Annotated in this window: 16 protein-coding genes and 1 pseudogene; 10 read left to right on the top strand and 7 right to left on the bottom strand. The window is 70.4% G+C overall.

Annotated elements, in window-relative coordinates:
* Positions 1-29: 29 nt before the first annotated feature.
* Together ACFIF2_RS26565 and ACFIF2_RS26560 are read right to left on the bottom strand one after the other, a co-directional pair.
* The gene (locus ACFIF2_RS26565) at positions 30-2,222 is read right to left on the bottom strand and encodes an FG-GAP repeat domain-containing protein (RefSeq protein ID WP_395575760.1); all 2,193 of its coding nucleotides are present in this window, start codon (positions 2,220-2,222) and stop codon (positions 30-32) included.
* Positions 2,223-2,859: 637 nt separating this feature from the next.
* Positions 2,860-3,171: a hypothetical protein gene (locus tag ACFIF2_RS26560; protein WP_395575759.1), complete on the bottom strand. Its 312-nt coding sequence runs from the start codon at positions 3,169-3,171 to the stop codon at positions 2,860-2,862.
* A 601-nt stretch (positions 3,172-3,772) separates the two neighbouring features.
* On the opposite strand from ACFIF2_RS26560, the gene ACFIF2_RS26555 reads away from it, so the two are divergent.
* The 3 genes from ACFIF2_RS26555 (at position 3,773) to ACFIF2_RS26545 (ending at position 8,744) form a co-directional block, all read left to right on the top strand.
* Complete coding sequence (locus ACFIF2_RS26555; protein ID WP_395575878.1) at positions 3,773-7,108, top strand: RHS repeat-associated core domain-containing protein; 3,336 nt, start codon at positions 3,773-3,775, stop codon at positions 7,106-7,108.
* A gap of 217 nt (positions 7,109-7,325) precedes the next feature.
* Positions 7,326-7,853, top strand: coding sequence for an RHS repeat-associated core domain-containing protein (locus tag ACFIF2_RS26550; protein WP_395575758.1), 528 nt, complete (start codon positions 7,326-7,328; stop codon positions 7,851-7,853).
* Between the two features lie 699 nt (positions 7,854-8,552).
* Positions 8,553-8,744 (top strand): hypothetical protein, encoded by a 192-nt coding sequence (locus tag ACFIF2_RS26545; protein ID WP_395575757.1) that lies wholly within the window; start codon positions 8,553-8,555, stop codon positions 8,742-8,744.
* Between the two features lie 15 nt (positions 8,745-8,759).
* Here the strand turns inward: ACFIF2_RS26545 and ACFIF2_RS26540 are convergent, their stop codons facing one another.
* Positions 8,760-9,347, bottom strand: coding sequence for a recombinase family protein (locus ACFIF2_RS26540; RefSeq protein ID WP_395575756.1), 588 nt, complete (start codon positions 9,345-9,347; stop codon positions 8,760-8,762).
* A gap of 202 nt (positions 9,348-9,549) precedes the next feature.
* On the bottom strand, positions 9,550-10,125 hold the full coding sequence (locus ACFIF2_RS26535) for a helix-turn-helix domain-containing protein (RefSeq protein WP_395575755.1): 576 nt from the start codon (positions 10,123-10,125) through the stop codon (positions 9,550-9,552).
* Between the two features lie 120 nt (positions 10,126-10,245).
* On the opposite strand from ACFIF2_RS26535, the pseudogene ACFIF2_RS26530 reads away from it, so the two are divergent.
* The 4 genes and pseudogenes from ACFIF2_RS26530 (at position 10,246) to ACFIF2_RS26515 (ending at position 14,190) form a co-directional block, all read left to right on the top strand.
* Positions 10,246-11,081, top strand: a pseudogene (locus ACFIF2_RS26530) (EamA family transporter).
* Between the two features lie 30 nt (positions 11,082-11,111).
* Positions 11,112-11,822, top strand: coding sequence for a B3/4 domain-containing protein (locus ACFIF2_RS26525; RefSeq protein WP_395575754.1), 711 nt, complete (start codon positions 11,112-11,114; stop codon positions 11,820-11,822).
* Positions 11,823-11,905: 83 nt separating this feature from the next.
* A complete protein-coding gene (locus tag ACFIF2_RS26520) occupies positions 11,906-12,805 on the top strand; it encodes a dihydrodipicolinate synthase family protein (RefSeq protein ID WP_395575753.1) in 900 nt (299 codons plus the stop codon).
* 89 nt (positions 12,806-12,894) lie between these two features.
* Positions 12,895-14,190: an MFS transporter gene (locus ACFIF2_RS26515; protein ID WP_395575752.1), complete on the top strand. Its 1,296-nt coding sequence runs from the start codon at positions 12,895-12,897 to the stop codon at positions 14,188-14,190.
* Between the two features lie 144 nt (positions 14,191-14,334).
* On the opposite strand, the gene ACFIF2_RS26510 is transcribed toward ACFIF2_RS26515, so the two are convergent.
* Both ACFIF2_RS26510 and ACFIF2_RS26505 read right to left on the bottom strand, forming a co-directional pair.
* On the bottom strand, positions 14,335-14,523 hold the full coding sequence (locus tag ACFIF2_RS26510; protein WP_395575883.1) for a hypothetical protein: 189 nt from the start codon (positions 14,521-14,523) through the stop codon (positions 14,335-14,337).
* Between the two features lie 84 nt (positions 14,524-14,607).
* Positions 14,608-17,643 carry a Tn3 family transposase gene (locus ACFIF2_RS26505; protein WP_395575751.1) on the bottom strand — a complete coding sequence of 1,012 codons (3,036 nt, stop codon included), beginning with the start codon at positions 17,641-17,643 and terminating at the stop codon, positions 14,608-14,610.
* A 539-nt stretch (positions 17,644-18,182) separates the two neighbouring features.
* On the opposite strand from ACFIF2_RS26505, the gene ACFIF2_RS26500 reads away from it, so the two are divergent.
* The 3 genes from ACFIF2_RS26500 (at position 18,183) to ACFIF2_RS26490 (ending at position 22,491) form a co-directional block, all read left to right on the top strand.
* Complete coding sequence (locus ACFIF2_RS26500; protein ID WP_395575750.1) at positions 18,183-21,797, top strand: ATP-dependent DNA helicase; 3,615 nt, start codon at positions 18,183-18,185, stop codon at positions 21,795-21,797.
* Positions 21,798-21,905: 108 nt separating this feature from the next.
* Complete coding sequence (locus ACFIF2_RS26495; protein ID WP_395575749.1) at positions 21,906-22,028, top strand: hypothetical protein; 123 nt, start codon at positions 21,906-21,908, stop codon at positions 22,026-22,028.
* 217 nt (positions 22,029-22,245) lie between these two features.
* On the top strand, positions 22,246-22,491 hold the full coding sequence (locus ACFIF2_RS26490) for a hypothetical protein (protein ID WP_395575748.1): 246 nt from the start codon (positions 22,246-22,248) through the stop codon (positions 22,489-22,491).
* Positions 22,492-22,595: 104 nt separating this feature from the next.
* Here the strand turns inward: ACFIF2_RS26490 and ACFIF2_RS26485 are convergent, their stop codons facing one another.
* The gene (locus tag ACFIF2_RS26485; protein ID WP_395575747.1) at positions 22,596-23,303 is read right to left on the bottom strand and encodes a class I SAM-dependent methyltransferase; all 708 of its coding nucleotides are present in this window, start codon (positions 23,301-23,303) and stop codon (positions 22,596-22,598) included.
* Between the last annotated feature and the right edge of the window lie 26 nt (positions 23,304-23,329).

Raw genomic sequence — 23,329 nt, 5'->3', positions numbered from 1 at the left:
AGGTGCTGTACCAGTGGCCCTTCAACCGGTCAGAGGAGCGGATCCAGCCCGCGTATCCAGGGGCGGGGGATGCCGGTGGTGGGAAACGGGGTCCTCCACTGACCGGTGCCGTGGTAGAAGCTCACGGCCGTGTTGCCGACGTAGCCTTCAGGCACGGTGACCACGTCGCTCCAGCCGTCGCCGTCGATGTCTCCCGGGCCGATCATCTGGTACCCGCTCCAGCCACCGCTGATCCGTGTCCGGGGTGCGAAGGTGCCGTCGCCCTTGCCCAGGTAGAGCCACAGCACGCCGGACTTGTCCTGCGCGACGAGGTCGCCGGCGGGGGCGCCCGCCAGGTTGCCGGTGGCGGTCAACTGGTTGTAGATGCTCCAGCCGCCGCCGACCCTCTCGCGTGCGGCGAAGGTGCCGTCGCCCTTGCTGGGATAGAGCCACAGCACGCCGGTCTTGTCCGTGGCCAGGAGGTCGTTCCGGCCGTCGCCGGTCAGATCGGAACCGCTGGTGAGCTTGTCATAGATCTTCCATCCGCCACCGACGCGCTTGCGTGGGGTGAGGGTGCCGTCGCCCTTGCCCTCGTAAGACCACAGGACGCCGGCGTTGTCGCGGGCGACGAGACCGGTGGCGGCGGGGACGATCCTGTCGTAGATGTTCCACCCGCCGCCGATCCGGGTCCGGAGCGGCGTGTCGTCGGACGTCAGGTGCCGGAGATGCCCGACGTCGTACAGAGACAGAACACCGGTCGAGGAGCGGCTGAAGATGTCCGGCGAGCCATTGTCGTCGAAGTCGTGCGGCCGGGGTGCGCGGGTGACGGTGAACGAACCGGTGCGCTCAAGGGCCGGGCCGATGCCGTTGGCGGGTTCGGCCCTCATCGTCCACGTGTACGCGCCCCGGTACGCCGGGAACTCGCCGAGGAAGCCGTCCCAGTTCAGGCGGAACTCCGTCGTGTTCGGCTCGGGTGACCATGCCGAGACGGTGTCGGACCTGCCCGTGGCGGTGTGAACGAGCTTCAGGTGGACACGCGCGTTGGGGCGGCTGAGCGTCCAGGCGGCCGGTACGTGCCCGTCGGCCTGGTCGAGATCGATCACGCCGGACGGCGCAAGGGGCTCGGACAGGCCGGTGACGGCGGTGGGGACTCCGGTGGTCGCCAGGACGGACACGGTGGGCCGGCCGCCGTCCGGGCCGGGTGTGATCCGGTACACCCCCTCGCCGTGTTCGACCGTGCCACCGGTGGCGATCAGACCCCCGTCGGCGGTCGGGACGAAGGAGGTGGCGTGCGCGAGGAGCTCGACGGTCTCGCCCGTCGTCAACGATCGGGCGGTCGGCGCGGGCCGAACCTCCGGGCCCGGGGCGGTGAAGGCATAAGGATCGGCGTCCACGGCCCAGTCGCCCGCCAGGCCGAACACCGGCGTGGACCCGTTCGACCTCCCCTGCCACGCGCTGCGGCTGACTTCCCGGGAACCTCGCCGGGTCACAGCCAGGACCGCCTTTCCGGCGGCGTCCCGCTCCTGCCAGACCACGTGGGTCCGCGACCCGCTCACCGGACGGATCTCATTCTTGTTGTTCAAAACGTCATACGTCGCTGTCACCGAAGTCGAGGCCAGGTCCACCACCGCCAGCCGCTGCTCCCCTACACCGTCCGTGGGTTTGAAACCGTGGAGCAGCAACGTGTCCGGGTCCGAGTTCGCCGAGGCCCGCCACACCATGCCCTGGGGCAGGCCGGTCAGCATCCGGTCCACGACCCGACCTTGGGCGTCCTCGTCGAGCAGGTGCAGTTCCCACTGGTTGTCCACGCGTTTCGAGGTGACGAGCGTGGTCCCCTGATAGCGGAGGACGCGGTAGTCCTCGCCGAGGTCGTAGGAGACCAACTCCTCGCCCGTGGCCATGTCCAGGAACGTGTGCGTGGTGCCGTCGGTCCGCACGACGGTGTCCGTGCCCGCGTTCGCCCCGTATGGCCCACCCGGCAGTGTGGTCCGGGTGCCGTCGTACCGCGTCCACGTGTAGACGTCGCTCTCGCCGTCCTTGTGACGCGACAAAAAGCCTGTGGGGCCGCCGGAGAGGGCGACCGTGCCGGGCGGCACGGAGGTCGCCTGCTGCTGGGTCGTGGCGGGTGCCGTCACTGCCGGGCCGGCCGCGAGGGCCGGGGCGGTCAGACCTCCGGCCGTCACAGCGAGGACGACGGCAGCGGCAACGCCGAGGCGCTGACCGGCGGAGCTGAGGTGGTTCAAGGGGAGTCCTCCCGGATTCTGTGGCCGGCGCGTCCAAGCACCGTGATCACAGCGACTCGTGACAACCGTTCAAGGTTGTACGGTCGTTCGGAACTAGCAATCGCGTCCGTCAGGCGGCGAGTCCGGCTTGCATGGTCGGGCGATACCACCTCGTCCTGACCATCGGGTGGGGCGCGGGCGCCCGCAGCTCCCCGCACCTGCGGGGGACGATTCCCCCACGGCGTCAACGCCTACGAGTAGGGCACCCGCTGCCTGTGGAAGGCGTAGCGAGCCCGCCTCGCCACCCGAGATCGATCCGCACTGGTCGCGGTCCGCCGCGCCCGGGTTCGTCGGCGCCGACCAGCACCGACGGCATGGTCCCCGACTCCGTCACCCGGGCCGTGAAGCCGAACAGCGCAGTACCGCATCCTGCTCGCCTGGTCCCTCCGTGTCGGCCTGGCCACCGGGTGTGAGTAGGCGGGGTACAGGAAATCCCAGTGAGAACGATCATGGTCTCGGCATGAGGGTGCTGACGCGGTTCTCGAACTCGCGCCGGGCCGAGACCGCCGGAGTCCCGGAGCGAGCTGACTGAAGCGCCGCCCAGGGGAGCCGCTTCGGACCGGGTCCCGCCTGGACATGCGCCGGATTGCCGCAGTTCCTATGCCGCCTGGTCCCAGCTGTCCCGGAGAGGATCCTCCTCCGGGGCGTCTCGGGTGGCCTTTTCGCGGGCGCGGAGGATGGCCCAGGCCGGAACGGATGCGGCCGTGAGGTACCAGGGCAGCGGCCACAGCACGTGCCACATCATGCCTCGCGGGGCGAGGACCAGATCGGTGGCGGCGGTGGTCATGCCGGCGGCGAGGCTCCAGCACAGCAGGCGGCCGGCCCACTGGACGGCGAGAGTGGGCCGGTGCGCGGGGGAGTGGCGGCAGGCGGGACGGGAGCAGGGCACGCGTCTGCCAGGTGGGCTCATCGCAGGACGTCCTTCAACAGCAGGGGCGGTTGCCGCGGGCTGGGGGACCACGCATGCCGGATGGGGCAAGTGTGCATTTCGCGGGCCGGTGGGCGCAGTCAACGCCCTCTCTAGGTAGTTGTCGTAAGACAAATAAATTATCAACCATAACACCATGAAGTGGCCAGGAAAGCTGAGCAATGCGGGTAGAAGGTGCAATTCATCTACACGGAATCTGGCCTGAAACGATCGGTGGTGATGCTTGCCGAGCACTCAAACGCGCCGAGCAGCAGGCTTTCGGACGACTCACAGAGGCTCCTGCTGCCCCGAGGCATGCGAGATGGCGCCGATAAAAAACGTTTTGCGGGCCTACGGGGGCCCGGAGGCCACTGAAGTGGCGGGGCTGATTCCGGCTGTCATCGGACGGCGGTTACCGGGCAGGCCGCGTCGACTTGTGTGCTTCTTGTGACACGTTGTGTGCCGCTGGTGACCGCTGGGGTCACCGGTCCTGACTTCCTGTGGGGGGAAGCTGATGCACTCGCGTGCTGCACGCACGCCGTTTTGGCGTGCCCGGAGAACACACAGAACCGCCCTCGTCTCAGCGATCACCACGGCCGCCGTGATGATCGCCGCCGCTCCCGGCCTGGCGGCGACGCCGAAGCCCAAGCTGCCGGAGCCGGAGAGTCCGTGGACGAAGCCGACCAAGGTGGAGGCTCCCGCGACGCCGGCCGGTTCGATCAAGGCGCCCGACACGGAGGCCGAAGCCAAGCCGTCGGCGGAGGTCGCGGCCTGGCGGGCGGCGCAGAAGGCCCGTGCCACGGGCGGGGAGCCGGACAAGGGCTCGGCGTCCCGCTCGGCGGCTGCCGCCGCGGCGACCGACTACCTGCCCGAGGGTCAGGGCGACATGCCCTGGCACCAGATCCTCGACACCCGCCTGAACGACGCCCTGGTCGCGCGGGTGAACGTCTCCAACGGCAACCTGATGCTCGCCGCCACCGACTTCGACATCGCCGGCGTCGGCCAGAAGCTCCAACTGGCCCGCACCTACAACTCCCTCGAAGCCCCGTGGGGCAAGGTGTCGCAGCGCTGGTGGCAGGGATACGAACGCTACCTCCAGATCACCGACGGCGAGGTGAACGCCTTCGACGCCACCGGCAGCCTGCTGCGCTTCACCGCCAACGCCAGCGGTGGCTACACCACCCCGTCCGGCTACTCGAAGGACCTGAAGAAGAACGCGGACGGCACCTACACCCTCACCGACCGCAAGTCCGGCACCAAGGACACCTACAACCAGCACGGCACCCTCACCAAGGTCACGGACAAGAACAAGGGCACGATCACCGTCGACCAGCACGACGAAGGCGCCGAACACAAGGGCTTCAAGCTCACCGAGACCCGCTCCGGCCGCTGGATCGACCTGGTCAAGACCTACCCGAACCAGTGGCAGGCCAAGGACCACACCGGCCGCACCGCCGTCCTCGACCTCGACACGGCCGGCAACCTCGCCAAGGTCACCGACACCTCCGGCAAGGCCACCGCCTACGAGTACGACTCCTCCCGCCGGGTGACGAAGGTGACCACCCCCGAGGGCACCGTCACTCTCTTCACGTACGACAGCCACAACCGCGTCACCTCCCTGCAACGCGCCACCGGCACGTCGGGTGGCGGTCACACGGGCCCGACCTGGCGCTACGACTACAGCGCGGCCACCCCGGCGGACGCGGGGACGACGACGGTCACCGACTCCGACGGCGACGAGACCATCTACACACACAACGCCGACGGCGAGGTCACCAAGGTCACCGACCCTCTCGGCCACTCCCGCCACTCCACCTACAAGAACCACCTCACCCAGACCGCCGTCGACGCGATGGGCACCGGCACGGACGGCACCGGCGGCAACACCACCACCTACGGCTGGGACGACCGCAACAACGCCGTCTCCCAGAAGCTGCCGATGGGCGCGACGGCATCCGTGACGGCGTACCAGACGATCGCGGGCACCGACCTGCCCAACGACTTCACCACCGCGGACGGCCGCAAGGACTCCTTCACGTACGACGCCAACGGCAACACGCTGTCGGTGACCACGTCGGGCACCGCCGGTGCCACGCGTGAGTACACCTACAACGAGGCCACCCCGAAGTGCGGCGGTTTCGAGGGCCAGCGCTGCACGGCCGAGGACGGCAACGGCAAGATCACCTCCTTCACCTACGACACCAACGGCAATCTGATCAAGGTGAAGCCGCCGGCGCCGCTGGGGGAGACCACCTACACCTACGACGCGCTGGGCCGGGTGGAAACGGTCAAGGACGGCCGCGGCATCACCACCGTCTACACCTACGACACCCGCGACCGTGTCCGCGAAGTCTCTTCCACCAACTCCACCGTCACCTACACCTACGACGGCGACGGCAACGTCAAGTCCCGCACCGACGCCTCCGGCACCACGAAGTGGGACTACGACAAGCTCAACCGCGAGAGCGTGCGCACCCTGCAGAACGGCGCCCAGACCGCGCTCGCCTACACCCCCGGCGGCGACGTCGACTTCTACACCGACCCGACCGGGAAGAGCGACTACAGCTGGGACAAGGCCGGCCGCCTCGACTACCTCACCGCCCCGGACGGCAAGAAGACCGACTTCGACTACAACAACAACGACAAGCGCACCAAGACCGTCTACCCCGGCGGCACCACCCAGTCGGTCACCATCGACAAGAACGGCCGCCCGCAGGCCATCAAAACCACCTCCGGCACGACCACACTGATCGACCTCACCTACAGCTACGCCAGTGCGGGCAAGGACACCACCAAGATCCGCACCCGCACCGACAACGCCACCAAGTACAAGACCACCTACACCTACGACTCCCAGGACCGCCTCACCTACGCCCTGGAAGCCGACTCCACAGCCGCGCGGAAGGCATCGTGGCTGTACTGCTGGGACGACGCCGGCAACCTCAAGAGCCAGGACGGCAGCAAGAACGTCTGCCCCGGCGGCACCACGTACACCCACAACGACGCCAGCGAGGTGACCGGCAAGAACGGCTCCACCACCGGCTGGTCTTACGACAAGCTCGGCAACGAAACCGCCGCCGCCAGCAGCACCGCCCGCACCGGCGAGTCCTGGACGGACTACAGCCAGCTGGCCGGCATCACCGCAGGCGGCAAGACCTACGACCTGGTCCACGCGGGCACCAGCAACGCCGAACGCACCAAGCTCGGCTCCACCTGGTTCCACCACACCGCCCTCGGCCTGGCGTCCACGACCACGAACGGCGTCGACACCGGATTCATCCGCGAACCGGCGGGCACGCTGAACTCCATGACGGCTGGGGGGAAGTCCTACTACTACCTCACCGACGCCACGGGCAACGTCCTCGGCCTCGTCGACGACGCGGGCAAGCGCACCCACACCTACGCCTACGGCCCCACCGGCCTGCCGCGCGGCACCACCACCGAAGCAGCCCCCCAGCCCTACCGCTTCGCCGGCGCCTACGCCGACCCGACGGGCCTGTACAAGATGGGCCACCGCTACTACGACCCGTCCCTCGGCCGCTTCACCCAGCCCGACCCGTCGGGGCAGGAAACCAACCCCTACCTCTACGCCGCTGGCGACCCCATCAATAACAGTGACCCGTCGGGACTTCTCAGTCTCGGCGAGGGACTTGGGCTGGCTGGCACAGTCGTAGGTTTGGCTGCCTTGGCTCCCGTTTCAGCGCCTGTGGCGATAGGTGCCACGGCGGCTTCCGTGGGATTGACAGTGGCGGGGTCCATTGCTTCAGGAAACTCCGCTAGTGAGACGGCAGCGGTCGGCATATTCAGTGCCGCAACAGGTGGTGTCGGTGCGGCTATGAAGTTGGCGGGCGCAGCGGGAAAGACCGCGGCAGCAGTTGACGTCGGTTATGCGGTCGGCGGTTACCTGGGAGGCGTCGGAATCACTGGCTCGTGGCTCTAGGAGAAAAATGAACACCGCAACATCCGGAATCGGATTCGATAATCCAGTGGCGACTTGGATCCTGGGAGGTTTCGTCCTGGTCGCTGCCATACTGTTGGCGTATTGGAGCTACAAGAGAGAAAAGAAGTAGCGAGGTAGGGCGCCTGCCCGACGTTCATTCGAACGGAGGTCGGGCGCCCTCACTGTGTCGACAAGCGCTACCACACCAACGCGATCGATGATGGCCTCAGTTTCGTTGACGACACCGGCAAGCCCACCCACGCTACGCCTATGGCCTCCCGGCCTGCCCCGCGGCACCACGACCGAAGCCGCCCCCCAGCCGTACCGGTACGCGGGCGCGTACGCAGACCCGACCGGCCTGTACAAGATGGGCCACCGCTACTACGACCCGTCTCTCAGCCGCTTCACCCAGCCTGACCCGTCGGGGCAGGAATCCAACCCCTACCTCTATGCCGGCGGAGACCCTGTCAACATGACCGACCCGAGCGGCCTCGACACGGAGACGTGCGTCAAAGACACAGCGCTACTGGTGGGCGGTACTTTGGGGGCTGGGGGTGCCGCCGCGGCCAGTCCTTTCACCGCGGGCTCCAGTCTTGGCCTTGCGGGTGCGTCCATCGGCGCCGTGGTCTCGGGTTACAACGTTACTCAGTCCTGCCCTAGCTGGGTATCGAGGGGCGGGTATGGCGCAGTGGAAGAACTTGCCGATACTCCTGCTGGTGGACTCCTTGGAGGTCTCCTGCCGTGAGTGCAAGGTCGTATCTATTCTTGGCGTCGCTCGTCTGTCTCCTGGTCGCTCTAGTGGTCTCCGTCATGTCGGAGAACGTGGCCTACGCCGTCGTGAGCGGGGTTGGTGCGGTCATTGTGCTGATCGCGCTGATCCGCATGGATCGAAGTAGATAGCTGTCGGCACAGGTAGTGCCCAGGCCGCCTCACGAGCAGGTGAGGCAGCCAGCGCTTCCTTGCAGCGCGCGCCTGGGGGCGCGGCCCGGCGGTTGGGCGACGGGCTCGTAGGTGACGCTCTGCTCCGGGCAGCCGCTCGCTGCGTCCTGCAGGGCTGCCGCTTCGTCTCGTCCGCGTTCAGGTTCCAGTGCAGCTTCGTGGCCACCCACTCGGTGATGTACCGGCAGTGCACCTCGGCGGCCGGCGGCAGCCACTGGGCCGGGTTTGTCATACGTCGCTGTCACCGAAGCCGAGGCCAGGTCCACCACTGCCAGCCGCTGCTCCCATACACCGTCCGTGTGCTTGAAACCGGGACGCGGTTAAGAGGGTCGGAAAGAAGTCCATGGCAACCGCCGTCGGTGGAGGCGTCACCGGCTGCATCGCGTCCCTGGCCACCGGCTGCGTGGCGGGCGCAACAGTCGGCGGCTTCGCCGGTGCCGTAGGCGGGGCCGTGCAAGGGACCTATGAGGAACTGCAATGATCCGCAGAGGCGAGGAGTAACGCAGTGCTGGACAGCAAGGCCCTGACCAGGCTCGTAGTCGGCATCATTCTCCTGATCCTTACAGGCCCCTTAGTACTACCGCAGATCGACTGGGACACGGCTGACATGGTCTGGCTCGCCATATGGGGAGGAGTTGCCGGGCTACTCGCCTACCCCGTCGCGGCACTGTGGCATAGACTCACCGCCAATCGGTGAGGACCGAACCGGTCCTCATCTCGCGCAAGGCCCCGGCGAGCACGCCCCACCGCTTCGCGGGCGCGTACGCCGACCCGACCGGCCTGTATCGGTCTCATCCGCGAACCGGCGGGCACGCTGAACTCCATGACGACGGGGGGAAGTCCTACCCTTGCTGCCCTTGGCCTCGGCGGCGCGCAGTCCGTCGTACGTCAGCTCGCGCTGGAGTTCGCCGGCGGCGGCGAGGGTCTGCACCATGAACTTCACGGTGGACAGCAGTTCTCCGGTGCGCGGGTGGCGGGCGGTGAGGTCCATCGCGGAGAACGCGCCGTCGTGGATGCGCAGCGCGAGACGGTCGCGGTGCAGTACGTCGAGCACGTCGAGGATGTGCTGGTTGCCGCGCACGAGGCGGAACATCTCGGAGATGTGCACGGTGTCGCCCGGCCGCGCGTACGTCAGCAGCTCGCGGAACTTCGGGCGCTGGAGCGGGTGGAGACGGCTGGAGGTACCCGGCTCCTCCTCGAAGACGATCGGGTCCTCGATCCCGGCCTCGGCCAGGACGAGGTCCTGCCAGGCGGTCGACTGCTGGTCCGTCGAGACCCGCTTGTAGACCAGGTTCGCCACCGAGGGGCCCTTTCCGTGCGGAGGATCGGACCCTATCTGTCGTCAAACCCTGTCAGCAATCACCATCGGATCTGATTGGATTCACACCGCCGCGAACCCCCAATCTTCCCGGGTTCATTGGACGCGTCAGCCGCCTGTCGGCAAACGTTCGTTTGATGACAGGAAGCCGGATGCGGTCCGGCCTCCTGGGGCCATCGAAACCCTACGCGGGGCCCGGGGGCAGGTGGACGGTCATGATCAGGTGGCAGGTCTGGGTGCCCGTGCCGCGGTAGGTGTGAGTGGTGTCGGCGTCGAAGGTGGCGGTCTGTCCGGCGGCCACGGGGTACTCGGTGCCGTCGACGACGAGGACCATCTCGCCGGCGGTGACGCTGACGGTCTCGGTCACGCCTGCCTGGTGGGGGTGGCTGGGGTATTCCTCGCCGGGTTCCAGGGTCCAGCGCCAGACCTCGGTGGCCGCCGGTCCGCCGGTGGTCAGCATGAGCCGGGCCTCGCTGCCGCGCTCGCCCTTCCACAGGGGCATGACGGCGTCGGCGCTGACCACCCTCACCCGCTGTTCAAGACTGCCCTCCATCAGCGCGGAGACGGAGACGCCGAGGGTGTCGGCGAGGCGGACCAGGGTGGCGAAGTTGGGGTTGCCCTGGGCTTTCTCCAGCCCGACCAGGGCGCCCTTACTGACCTTGGCGCGGCGGCCGAGCTCATCCAGGGAGAGTCCCGCGCGGGTGCGGGCCGTACGGACGTTGTGCGCAAGCGTCCGCAGTGCGGCCTCGGTCTCGGCCATCGGTTTCGTCCCTCCAGCAGCAGGTCGGTGTGCTGCACCCCTCGGTCGTTCGGTTGACGACCTACGGTCGGTGCGCTGTACGGTGTAGTCGTTCCATTGATAGTAAGGGATGTACGTACCGTGATCGCTCTCCTGCTGGCCCTGGGCAGCTCCCTGGCCTACGGGTGCGCCGACTTCCTGGGCGGCCTGGGCGCCCGCAAGGCCCATGTCCTGCGGACCGTGATGATCGCCGCGCCGGCCTCGCTCACCGTCGAGCTGCTGCTGTGGCCCTTCCTCGGCGCCTCCTTCGCTCCGGCCACCCTCGCCTGGGGCGCAGCCTCCGGCGTGGCGTCGGCCGCCGCGTTCGCCTTGCTCTACAAGACCCTGGCGATCGGCCCGATGAACGTGCTGTCGCCGATCACCGCGCTGGTCTCGGCGATGCTGCCGGTCGGCGTCGGCCTGCTGCAGGGCGAGCACCTGGGCCTGGCCGGGCTGATCGGCCTGCCGCTGGCCCTGGCCGCCGTGGTGCTGGTCAGCGCCGGGCACGGCGCGAAGTCGGCGCGGCCGTCGCGCACCGCGCTGCTGCTGGCCTTCGGCGCCGGGGCCGCGATCGCCCTGCAGTTGGTCTTCCTGCACCAGGCGCCCTCCGACAGCGGTGTCGGTCCGCTGATCGTCGGCCGTGCCGTGTCCTCCGCCTCACCCTGGCCGCGGCCGGCGTGATGTTCCGGCGCCTGGGCCCGGAGAAGCCCGCGTATGCGATCTCGGCGACGGCCGGCGTGCTTGATTCGGTGGCCAACCTGCTGTTCCTGCTCGCCGCCCGCAGCGGCGACCTGGCCGTCGTCGCCGTGATCACCGCCCTGTACCCGGCCGGCACCGTCCTGCTCGCCCGCAGTGTCCTGGCCGAGCGCATCCACCGCGGCCAGCTGATCGGTCTGGGCACCGCCGCCGTCGCCGTCAGCCTCCTCGCCCTCACCTGACCGCACACCACTCCCGGAACGGACCCTCCGATGACCACTGTCTTTCGCCTCGCCCCCGATGTCGCCGGCGCCTTCCCCGACACCCTCATCGCCGTCGTCACCGCCACCGGTCTGCGCGGCCGCGAACCGTGGCCGGCCACGACCGCCGCGCTGGAGGAACTGGAGGCCCGGCTCGCCGACGGCTCCTGGTCCCCGGCCGACGAGAACGACCCGCGCATCGAGGCGTGGCATGCCGTATACCGCGCCTTCGGCACCAATCCCCGCCGCATCCGGCCCAGCGTCGACGCGCTGGGCCGCCGCCTGGCGAAGAAGGGCTCGCTGCCCCGGATCAACCCGGCCGTCGACTCCTACAACGCCGTCTCCGTCCGCCACGGCCTGCCCGCCGGCGCTTTCGACCTCGACCAGGTCACCGGCGTCGTCGAGATCCGCTACGCCGACGGCAGCGAGAGCTTCACCCCGCTCGGCGAGCCCGGCACCGTCGAGACGCCCAAGCCCGGCGAGGTCATCTACACCGACACCACCGACGTGCTCACCCGGCACTGGAACCACCGCGACGCCCACCGCACCCGCGTCACCGAGGACTCCACCCGCGTCGCCTTCGTCCTGGAGACCGTCGCCGCCGCCCGCGACGAGCAGCTGCTCAAGACCGCGGCCGGCGACCTGCAGGCCCTTCTGCAGCCGCACTGCGACAGCAGCACCGTGCACTACCTCAGCCCGGCCCACCCCGACGCCACCGCCTGACCACCCCGGCCCGCCCAGCACGGCGGCGGGGCCACAGCCCGCCGCCGAAGGTCCGCCCCTCGCTCCCTCTTTGGAGGCCAGTCTTGTTCACCGGCCTGAGCGCCTTCCCGCTCACTCCCATCCCCGGCAACGGCAACGTCGACGAGAAGGCGTACGCCGCGCTGGTCCAGCGGCTCGCCGCCGCCGGCGTCGACTCCATCGGCGCGCTGGGCTCCACCGGCTCCTACGCCTACCTGTCCCTTGAGGAACGTGCCCGCGTCGCCCGCCTCGCGGTCGAGCACGCCGACGGCGTGCCGGTCATCGTCGGCATCGGCGCCCTGCGCACCCGCCAGATCCTCCAGGCCGCCGAGGACGCGCAGAACGCCGGGGCCTCCGCCGTCCTGCTGGCGCCGGTGTCCTACCAGCCGCTGACCGAGGAGGACGTCTTCGGCCTGTTCGAGGAGGTCACCGCGAACCTGTCGGTCCCGCTGGTGATCTACGACAACCCCGGCACCACGCACTTCACCTTCACCGACGAGCTCTACACCCGCCTGGCCTGGCTGCCGCAGGTCGCCTCCATCAAGATCCCCGCCCTTCCCGCCGATCCCGAGCAGGCCCGGGCTCGTGTCGAGCACCTGCGCCGGCTCCTGCCCGAGACGGTGACCATCGGTATCAGCGGAGACGCGGCCGCGGCCCGGGGGCTGAACGCGGGATGCGACGCCTGGTACTCGGTGATCGGCGGCACCTTCCCCCAGCCGGCTCTCGCCCTCACCCGCGCGGCACAGGCCGGCCGGCACGAGCAGGCCGAGCAGGAGTCACAGCGGCTCCAGCCCCTGTGGGACCTGTTCGTCCAGCACGGAGGCTCCCTGCGTGTCATCGCCGCGGCCGCAGCCCACCTGGGCCTGACCGCCCACCGCAACCTCCCGCTGCCGCTGCGCGGCCTGGACGCCAAGGAACGCGCCCACCTCGCTACGGTGATCGAGCAGCTCCAGCTCCACACCTGACACCTTGCCGTCGCCCTCCCCACCTGCGGGAGGGCGACGGCGCACCGGACTTCCTTCCGCCCTCATTTCCCGCAGGAGAACGCGCGGCCATGCGCCCACGCACCGACCAGTCCGTCGACGAGCCCGGCTGGGGCCCGCTGGCCCGCTACATCATCGCGGCGACGCTGGCCCGCACCTCCGACGGCGGCGCGGTCGTGGCCATCGTGCTGATGGTCACCGCCGGCGGCGGGCCGGGATGGCTGGCCGGCGCCCTGGGCGCCTGCATCACCGCCCCCCATCTGCTCGGCCCCTTCGTCGCCCGCAGCCTGGACACCGCCCGCGACGGCCGTACCGTCATCGCCGCAGCCTCCCTCGCCCACGGCACCGCCCTGGCCGCCGCCGTCCTGCTCTACCCCCACACCCACCCCGCCGTCCCCGCCGCCCTGCTGGTCGTCTCCGGCCTGTTCGGGCCCCTGCTCACCGGAGGCATCAGCAGCCGTCTGCCCGCCATCGCCGGACACGGCCAGCGACGCCAGCGCCGGGCCCAGGGCTGGGACGTGGCCACCTACGGCATCAGCGGCACCGTCGGCCCCACCCTCGTCGCCGCCCTCGCCGCCTGGGCCTCACCCGCCACCGCCGTCCTCACCCTGGCCGCCGGCTGCTTCATCGCCGCCGCCGTCATCCGCTTCCTGCCCTACGCCCCGGCCCCCGGCAAGGCCGCGGACGTCCCCCGCCCCCTCCGCACCCTCACCGGCATCCTCGCCTCCGGGCCCCTGCGCCGCACGCTGTATCTGACCGTGACCGTCGCCTTCAGCGTCGCCGCCCTGCCCATCGCCGCCGTCGCCGGCACTTCCGCCCTCGGCGTCAGCGCCTCCGCGGCCGGACTCCTGACCGCCGCCTACGGCCTGGGGAACCTTGCCGGATCTGCAGGCGTCATGATCCGGCCCTCCCGCGCGGAAGCAGACCGGCTCACCACCCGCCTCGCCGCCGTCGTCGGCGCCACCCTCCTGCTGACCACCCTCGCCCCCTCCTTCCCGCTCGCCCTCGCCGCCTACGCCGCCGCCGGCATCGCCAACGCCTACTTCTTCGCCGCCACCCTCGCCGCCCGCAGCGAATACGCCCCTGACAACGCACGCGGACAGATCTTCGTCTGGGTCGGCGCCCTGAAGATCACCGCAGGATCCGCCGGAACAGCAGCCGCCGGCGCCCTCATCGGCATCAGCCTGCTCCTCCCCCTCCTCCTGGCCACCGGCCTCACCCTCGCCGCCGCTCTGCTCTCCTCCGCCGAACGCCACCACCGCCGACGCGGCCCGCACCCTGACCTCCCACTGCCCAAGGCGCCGCGGAGCGAACAGACGTCCAGGGCTCCGGGCACCGGCAGGACCGGCGGTCGCGCGTCGACCTGACGGCCTGAAAATGTCCTGCCGAGACTGCAGACACCAGCACCGGTTTCCCGACCCGTTCCCACTCAGAACCCGAAGACCCCGACCCTCGCCGCCCCGCTGCGGGACGAGCCCGAAGGCATCGCCCAACCGCCGAACGGCACGTCCTCACACCTCGTCTTCGCCGTCCTCGACGGCGTCAGGATCCCGGAAGGGACGCAGGCCCTGACCGGGACCGCTGGCGGTGATGTTGAACAGGTAGCGGCCCAGGAAATTGATGTGCCGGTCCTTGAGAGGGGACAGGCGCGCGACGTCCTCGTCCAGCTCCGGCGCGTCCGGGTCACACAGCGCGCGCAAGGCGCCGGCGGCCGAAAGGGAGGCGGACGATGCTGATTGCCCGCCTCGGCGTCGTCATCCACGGCGCCGGCTGAGGCGCTCGGGTCACACCGGCGCAACGGCCGTCTCGCCGCCGGGCGCACGCGGCCCAGGGACCGTCGCGACCCGGATGAGGTCGAGGTCGAGGCGGCTGTTCATGTCCAGCTCGAACCGGCCGTACGGATTGACGTGCGTCCAGAACAGCGGGGACAGGGCCCGCCGGTCGGCGTCGGTGAGGGCTTCGGCCCACTTCTCGTCGGCGAGGACCTGCTGCATCAGCAGCGTGTTGACGTGCACCAACGCGGACTGGAGCAGGTGGAGGGCGAGCATGGACACCTCCTGCGATTCCTTGTCCTGCCCGGCCAGATCGCCGTCCTTGCCGTAGAAGAGGTCCTTGTTCGCGCTGTTCCAGTTCTCCACCACCTGGAGCCCTTCGTGGATCTCCTGGCGCAGTTCGACGTCGGCGAGGTAGTCGCACACGAACGCCGTCCGTACTGCCCGGCCGAGTTCCTCGATCGCCTGGTAGGTGGGGTGCTTGGGGCCGCCACGGGTGAAGCGGCGCAGGACCTGCTCGGCCTCGGCGGTGCCCAGGCGCAGGGCGGTGGTGTACTTCACGATCTGGTCGTACTGCTGGCGGATCAGGTCCCAGTTGATCGTCCTGATGGACAGCACCGGCGCCAGGTGCGGCCAGGCGTCGTCTTCTCCGGCGGCCGGCCGGTAGAGCCGGGCGGAGCCGATGTTCTTCAGGCGGGGCATCAGCTTGAAGTCCAGCATGTGCGCGAAGGCGAACCCGACGATGGAGGCGCCGTGGGTGTCGGTGTACTGCCGGTCGACGTCCATGTCGGTGCAGTGCCGCAGCACGCCCTCGATCATCGAGGCGACCTCGGAGGCCGAACAGCTCTTGAGCTGGGAGTAGATGCACACCGACTTCCGCTCCACGTGCCAGTAGATCATCACGCCGGGCCCGCGGTAGCGCTGGTACCACTCGGTCATCAGGTTCGAGGACCAGGAGCCGAACTTGCGGCTGTCGGACGCGCACGCGGTGCCGGTGCCCCACCACATCTCGTCGCGGGCGGTGAAGGTGGCGTTGACCAGCTTCACCAGCGCGGCGCGCATGTTGGCCCGGTTGACGAACAGGTGCCGCACCCGCCGCAGCGTCGCCTCGGACTCACCGTGCTTGCCGGTCACCGCGACCCGCTTGATGCCCATGTTGGTCCCCAGGGCGAACAGCACGAGCAGCAGGCGGCGCCGCAGCACGTCCTTGGACAGGTTCTCGCGGGTGGCCACCGAGGTGAACTCGGCGATGAAGTCCGTGTCGAACTCGGCGTACTTCAGGATGTCCAGCAGGTCGATGGTGCCCCACCGGCGCTCGATCTCCCCCTTGATGGCGACCAGGGATTCCGGCTCGTCCTGCTTGCCGCGTGGGGAGACCCGGATCCACGGCTCGCCGTGCTTCTTGACGATCGCCACACCGCCCGTGGTGCCCTGCGCCAGAGCCGCCTCGAAGCGGTCCAGCGACGTGCGGAGCCTGCTCTGGAGCGCGGTGATGAACTCGCCGGCGTCCTGCGGCTGGCCCAGGGCGGCGTAGTGAACGTCCCGGTTGTCCTCGAAGTCCGCGGGCAGGTCGTCCTCCGGGTTCCGCCACCGGCTGGCGCCCACCACCCAGATCTCCCGCCGCCGCAACGCGTCCCGCAGCGCCTCGAGCACGCACAGCTCGTACGGGATGCGCTCGACGCGACCCTTGTCGTCGACGACCGCCGCCCGCCACTGCTCGGGCACCACATCGTCGAGCGGCACCGTCTCCGCCGCGTCGAAGAAGGCGCCCTCCTTCAGCGGCTGCTCCAGGTACCGCTGGAGCAGGTCGATCGCGTCCATCACCGGCCGGTAGGCGGTGTTGTTGCACTTCAGCTCCAACGCCTTCAGCAGCGGCGCGAGCATCCGCCGCCAGTGCGCCGAGTACGACGACCGCAGCACCGTCCGCACCCGGGCCTTGTAGCGGGCCTCGTTCGCCGCGGCCTCCGCCGCCAGCGCCTTGAGCGTCTTCTCCCCGCCGACCACCGGGAAGATCACCCGTCGCACGATGCCCGACGGCTCCGACAACGCCGCCTCCGCGACCCGCAGCAGCATCGCCTCCTTCCCGCGGACCTTCTTCAGCTCCGCCCCCAGCTCCTTGTCGACCTTCCGCTCCGCCCGCGTGTTGATCTTCAGCACGAGCTGGATGAACAGGTCCACCAGCGAGTCGGTGATCTCCGTCTGCCGCACATGGCACAACGTCGCCAGCAGCGTCAGACGCCGCGGCGGCGTCATCCGCTCCAGGTTCGCCGGGTACTCCTTCGACGCCCGCACCCGCCATGCGTCGACCAGCTTCTCCGACACATCCGCGAACAGGTCCGCGGGCAGCTCCAGGCGCCGCACCCGCTCCAGCTTGTTCACCTCAGCCAGGAGGCTCTCCAGACCCGGGGCGCCCGGGTCCGTCTTCAGCTCGGCGAAGTGCGAGCGCCCACCACCCGCCACAGCGGCGCCGCCGCCGTCCGCGTCCTGGCCGCCGTCACCCGCGATCAAGTCCTCCAGGCGGAAGCGGGTCGCGTGGCTGAGCCGGTCCAGCGTGCCGCGGCAAAACCGCTTCTCGAAGTCCTTGACCGCCTTGCCGACCAGCCGCCGCACCTGCCCCGGGGCCGGCGGTTCGATGTGGTCGTTGCGGCACCAGGCCACCACCGCGGCGGCGAGCCGGTCGCGGGACAGCTCTACCGGGCACAGCTCGGTCGCCAGCCAGGCGGCCAACCGGTCCTGGTCCTCCTCGGTGTTCGCCCGGAACCCGTACGCCGCCCGGATCTCCTTGCGATGCCGCTTGATCCGGTCGCCCTGCCAGTCGTAGGCGCCCCACGCCTCGGCGGGGACCTTCACCTGCTGGGCCACGTACTGCACCGCGGCGGCCGGCACCTCCCGGGCCGACTCCGGGAACCTGGCCTCCACCTCGAAGAACTTCAGCAGCAGCGAGAACCCGAGCCTGGTCGCCCCGGACTTGTTCCGCACCCGCTTCATGTCGTCTTCGAGCAGCGTCCAGACCTCGATCAGATCCTCCGGCTCCCAGTCCTGCCGCACCCGCGCCCCTCCGCCCCACCCGCGATCACTCGTTCAGCTCAACGAGACGACCGACGAGGAGAAACGACGCCCCGCACCGTTACGCAGGGCTACACGCCACCTGGCCGTAGCTATACGAGCACAGGGCCGTATGCCATGAGTGAATTCCTCAGGAGATGGAGGGGGGAGCAGAGACTTGGTGCGGTTGGGCGCACTACGACGCTATCCCTCGCCACTGACAACGAGCGCTGCAACTGATCCCCCAGACAACGGAGTTGGATCTGTACAGGCAGGTAGGACTGGCGCCGGATCGCCGCCGTCCTCGATGGCCGCGGGCATCCAGCCGAAGCGCGGGGCCCGCCGGCGCCCGGACACCTTCCGTCGGATGTCCACCGGCGCCACCGACCGGCCGTCAAGGCCCCAACACGCAGTCGTCGGCTGCTCCACCCGATGCGGCCCCGGACTGTTTGTCACCGCCCGGTCTCTGATAGTCATATCGCTGGGGACGGGCGTACGCCCGTAGCGGCGTCCCGCGGGGCGTCGCGAGGGAGGGAAAGCACATGAGCACCACCACACGCGACGACGTCATCGCCCTCGAGCAGCAGGCGGTGGACCACGCGTACGCCTGCTACGAGGCGCGGCTGGCCGAGATGAGCGGAACGGGGGCCGCCACGGCGTCGGCCACCGGCAAGGACGGCATCGCCAACAAGAAGGACGCGGAGCAGCGGGCGGCGGCCTACGGCAGCCTCGGGGGCGAGTCGCTGGTCTTCGCCCGCGTCGACGCGCCGGAGGAGCCCGGCGGAGAGCCTCGGCCCTGGTATGTCGGCCGACGTCCCGTCTCCGACGTCCGGACCCGCGACACCGTCGTCGTGCTCTGGACCAGCGGTATGGCCACCAAGTGGCTGGAGGCGCAGCAGGATGCGCCGGGCGACGTCGTTCTGCGGCGTCGGCTGCGCTGCGCGGAGCGTGTCGTCGAGGACTACTCCGATGAGATCGCCGTACCCGGAGCACTCTCCGCCACCGCCCCCGAGGACGTCCCCGACGCAGCTCCCGAGGCCGTCCCCGACGTGGGCCTCGTTCCCACGCCGAGGCCCGCCGCCGACGACCTCCCGACGCCCGGGCGGCCGCGCACCGCGAAGCGCGGGGAACGCGGGGAGCGGGAGCGTCCGCCGGCCCGCACTCCTTCCGACATCGCCCGTATCCAGCGCCGCAGGCCCCCGCGGCCGGACGACTTCCTCCTGCGCGAGCTGCAGCGTTCGCGTGGCGGCCGGATGCGGGACATCGTGGAGACCATCCGCCGTGACCAGATGGCCCTGGTCACGGGTTCGCCGACCGACATCCTCGTCGTGCAGGGCGGGCCGGGCACCGGCAAGTCCGCCGTCGGCCTGCACCGTGTGACCTGGCTGGTCAACAACGAGCACTTCACGGCCTCGGACATCCTCGTCATCGGCCCCCACCAGCGCTTCCTCGACTACGTCGGCCACGTGCTGCCCACTCTGGGCACCCGCGACGTCAACGCCGTCCAACTGACCCGCCTGTGGGAGGGCGAGACCCTCGGCACCGACACCCCGCGGGCGCGGCTGGTGAAGTCCGACGAGCGCATGGCGGCCGTCCTGCGCCGGCGGGTCGAGCGCGAGTGCCGCCCCGAAGCCCTGGACGCCCTCCTCACCGCTCCCTCCTTCGAGGGCGACGAACCGGCCTTCACCGTCACCGCCGGCAGCACCACCCTGCGCGTGCCGCGCTCCGAGGTCCTCGCCCTCCTGGACGAGGCGCGCGGCGGTGACGGCGCCCACCGCGAGCGCCGCGACCGCTTCCGCAACCAACTCGTCGACCGCCTCCTGGCCGAACTCGTCGCCGTCGCCCCGCGCCGCGGCGCGGACGGCACGATCCGCCGCAGCCTGGAACGCAACCGCAAGGTCGAACGCCTCCTGGACCGCGTCTGGCCCTCACCCGGCGCCCTGGAGGCCCTGCGCAGCCTCTACGACTCGCCCGACCTGCTGCGCGCCTGCGGCGCCGACGTCCTCGACGACGCGGAGCAGGCCGCCCTGCACCGCCCCCGCGCCGCCACCGCCGACGGCGATGCGTGGACCCTCGACGACCTGGTCCTGCTCGAGGAACTCCGGTACCTCATCACCGGCGAGACCCCTCGCCGTTACGGCCACATCGTCGTCGACGAGGCCCAGGACCTGACCCCCATGCAGGCCCGCACCCTGCGCCGGCGCGTCGCTCGGGGCGGTTCCATGACCGTCCTCGGCGACCTCGCCCAGGCCACCGGACCGCGCACGCACACCGACTGGGAGGAACTGGGCACGCTGCTGTCCGACCACGGCGACTGGCGCGTGGCCGAACTGAACACCAGCTACCGCGTGCCCGCCGAGATCATGGAGTTCGTCGCGCCGCTGGCCCGCACGGTCGCTCCCTCGCTGCCGTACCCGCAGGCGGTGCGCGAAGCCGGCGAAGGCGCCGTACGCACCATCGAGACCGAGCCGTGGCGGCTCCTGGATGACACCGTCGCCCAGGCCGTCCGACTCCTCGGCAGCAGTGACGGGCACACGCTGCGCTCGGTGGCCGTCATCGTCCCCGACGACTCCGGCTGGCTCGACGAGATCGCCCGCCACCTCGACGAGGCGGACGGCCTCACGCAGCAGGAACGCGAGGCGGTGTCCGTACTGGCCGCCGCCCAGGCCAAGGGCATGGAGTACGACCACGTCCTCGTGGTGGAACCCGCCACCATCGCCGCTCGCGGCCCCGCCGGCCTGCGCCAGCTCTACATCGCGCTGACCCGCAGCACCCAGACCCTGACCGTCCTGCACACCGCACCGCTCCCGGAGGCCCTCACGAACCCCGGCACCGCGGACCCCGCGGAACAGCAGCCCACCGGCATCGCCCCAGACACCGGCGAGGTCGCCGGCCATGCCGCCGGACCGGCCACCTCGGCGGGGAACGCCCCCGGGATCGGCACCGACATCAGGGTCCGCGTCGTCGGCCACACCACCGGCGGCAACTACAAGGTCGAGGCGGTCTCGCCCACCACCGACCGCCCGCTGCTCCTGGCCGTACGCCACGGCTCCGCCCCTCCCGAGACCGGGGCGGAGATGGACGCCTGGGTCCTGCGCCACACCTCCAACGTCACCTTCGTCACCGTCGACGAGCGTGGACGCAGGCCCATCTCGCCCACCATGGCCGAGCGGTACGTGGACGCGCTCACCGTCGTCGGAGAACTGGCCGACGGCAACGTCCCGTCCGACGCCCGGGCCAGGTTCTCCGAACTCAAGGGCATGGCCAACCGCTGCCTGCGCCTGGACCAGCACGACTGGCTGGACGTCTGGCGCGTCCTCGGCTCCCCGGACCGGGACCGCCTGGCACTCCTGCGGGACCTCGCCGCGAACACCAACCGCACGCTCGCCTCGGACACCCCAGACCTGGACCGGTTCCGGGCCGAACTCCAGCGCAGTGGCTGGGCCGAGGCCCTGGCCGAGGCGCGCCGGACGCTGGAACAGCGTCTCGCGGCGAAGGCCACAAGCCGTCCGGCGAACGAGAACCGGGCCCCGGAGGAGCCCGCCGACACGCGATCCGTCGAGCCCACACCGCCCGGGCGGACCGAGCCGCCCACATCGCCACAGCAGCCCGGGCTGCCCAACCAGCCCGAGCAGCCCGAGCCGGAGGAAAACCAACCCATGCCCAGCACCACCGCCGGCACCGCCGTCCCGACGGCCGCCCCGGCGTCCGAACCGGCAGCCGGGCCGAGCACGGACCTGCTCCGGTTCCTGGAGACCTCGGCCGCGACCGACCGCACCTGCAAAACCCATGAGGCCGTGCGCTTCGAACTGATGGCGGCCCTCCTGCGGGCCGACCGGCAGCCGAAGGCCGACTCACCGGTCGTCGACGTCACCTGCACCACCGAACACGGCCACTTCCTCTACGAGGTCCTGGGCACCGGTCTGTCCACGTACCCCGACCTCCGCTCGGGAGCAGCCCGCCTCCGCGAGGTCAACCACACACTGCCGACGGCCGCCGACCACCTCTACCTGGTGCTGTCCCAACCGCCCGCCGACGACTGGTCGCCCGCCGCCGTCCACGCCGTCTTCGGCGTCCACGTCCTGTGGCGCACCCAGCAGGGCTGGGGCGGACAGGACACCGAAACCGCCCTCGGCCTCGCTCCCGGCCAGTCCTGACCTCACCACCGGCCAGGAGTGTTCCGTCCCGCACGCTCGGGCCGGGACGCGCCCGACGGTTTCCCGAGCCGTGAACACCACGCCGCCCCCAACCCGCGGGAGGCGGCCGTGACCAGACCGGCAGCCCACACCCGCGCTCGGTCCGCCTCACCCGGTCCCTGGCTCTTCCGGTACGACGAGCCGAACGTGCTGTTCGGCATGAGCCAGCGGGACCTGAACAAGCTCGGGTGAACGGCGGCTCCTGCCCCGGGCCTCGTTGCCGGGGGCGAGGGCCCACCGGATCACGCCGGTTCCCTCTCGGCCTGGGCGCACCTGGCGGAGCAGTCTGAGCCGGCACGTTCGCCACCGGCGAGAGGAGCAGCGGGCCTCCACGGCCTTCCGGGACGTCGCGGGCAACGCGTACCTGGATGACGTGTGTACCCAGGTGGCCGGGACCTGCTGAGACAAGATGAACACCATTGTCGGCTCGGCGCGCGACCTGCGGAAGGCGATGAACGCCGAGAAGGGCGTGGGCGCAGACTTCTGGACGGAAGCGTACGCGCTGATCGACATCATGGAGAAGGGACTCGCCGCCGGCGAGGACCAGGGCGCCCCCGCCGGCGCCGCGACGATCCCGGAAATGACGAACCGGGATGACGTCTTCGGCTCGGCCCACGACCTGGTGGACTGGCTCGACGCCCACCCGATCAAGTAGCCGTTGCCGACTACGCCGCCGCGGTGTCGGCGTACATCGCGAAGAACATGCAGCGTATCCAGGGAAGCGGTAGGCACCTGCCCCTCGAAGGCGGCCGGGGTGCGTCACACGGCGGGCCGGCCGGTGCGGAACGCGGTCATCAGAAGCGTGTCAGCGGCGCGCGGTCCAGCCCCGCCGGGCAGGGTCTCAGCGCTGATCCGGGTGAAGCCGGCCTCATCGAGCAGCTTGGTCCACACCTGTTCCTGGAGGACCCAGCGGTGCATGGTGGCTGCCGCTCCGTCCGGGGTCCTCGCGCCGATCTCGGTGGGCTGCACGTCAGGGTGGGCGGGTTCACCGTCGAGATGGTGGGCGAGGGTCGAGAACACGAGGCGGCCACCCGGGCGCAGGGCACTGGCGGCTGCCGGCAGCAGCTTGCGCGGCTCGGCGAAGTCGACGGCTCCGAAGACGCTGTAGAGCACGTCGTAGGTGCCGGCCACCGCGTGCAGGTGCCGGGTCACGTCGGAGCGGACCAGGCGCAGCCGGGAGGCGAGGTGCCTGTACAGGTCGTCGGCCATCGCGTGCTGGGCGGGCGAGGCGTCGACGGCGGTGATGCGGGTCGGCTGGTGGTGGACGGCCAGGTGGGCGGCGTGCCGGGCCGCGCCGGCGCCGAGGTCGCCGACGCTGCGGCCGGTGATGTCGCCGAGGACTTCGGCTCCGGGGCCGCTGGCCTGGCCCCAGCTCCAGGAGAAGTGGGCGGGCACGGTGCGGTCGGTGGCGTGACGAGTGCGGCCGTAGTGGTGCCAGAGGTCTGCGGTGGGGATCACCCCGCCCATCGTGGCGGGCGGCGCCGCCGGGCGGG

Source organism: Streptomyces sp. BK79 (assembly GCF_044142145.1).
GTDB lineage: Bacteria > Actinomycetota > Actinomycetes > Streptomycetales > Streptomycetaceae > Streptomyces.
This window is presented reverse-complemented; position numbering and strand designations above follow the sequence as displayed.

Bases quoted from the DNA above. Each gene is read 5' to 3' on its own strand.
- ACFIF2_RS26560 (WP_395575759.1), bottom strand. From the start codon at position 3,171: ATGAGCCCACCTGGCAGACGCGTGCCCTGCTCCCGTCCCGCCTGCCGC.
- ACFIF2_RS26555 (WP_395575878.1), top strand. From the start codon at position 3,773: ATGATCGCCGCCGCTCCCGGCCTGGCGGCGACGCCGAAGCCCAAGCTG.
- ACFIF2_RS26550 (WP_395575758.1), top strand. From the start codon at position 7,326: ATGATGGCCTCAGTTTCGTTGACGACACCGGCAAGCCCACCCACGCTA.
- ACFIF2_RS26535 (WP_395575755.1), bottom strand. From the start codon at position 10,125: ATGGCCGAGACCGAGGCCGCACTGCGGACGCTTGCGCACAACGTCCGT.
- ACFIF2_RS26525 (WP_395575754.1), top strand. From the start codon at position 11,112: ATGACCACTGTCTTTCGCCTCGCCCCCGATGTCGCCGGCGCCTTCCCC.
- ACFIF2_RS26515 (WP_395575752.1), top strand. From the start codon at position 12,895: ATGCGCCCACGCACCGACCAGTCCGTCGACGAGCCCGGCTGGGGCCCG.
- ACFIF2_RS26500 (WP_395575750.1), top strand. From the start codon at position 18,183: ATGAGCACCACCACACGCGACGACGTCATCGCCCTCGAGCAGCAGGCG.
- ACFIF2_RS26490 (WP_395575748.1), top strand. From the start codon at position 22,246: ATGAACACCATTGTCGGCTCGGCGCGCGACCTGCGGAAGGCGATGAAC.
- ACFIF2_RS26485 (WP_395575747.1), bottom strand. From the start codon at position 23,303: ATGGGCGGGGTGATCCCCACCGCAGACCTCTGGCACCACTACGGCCGC.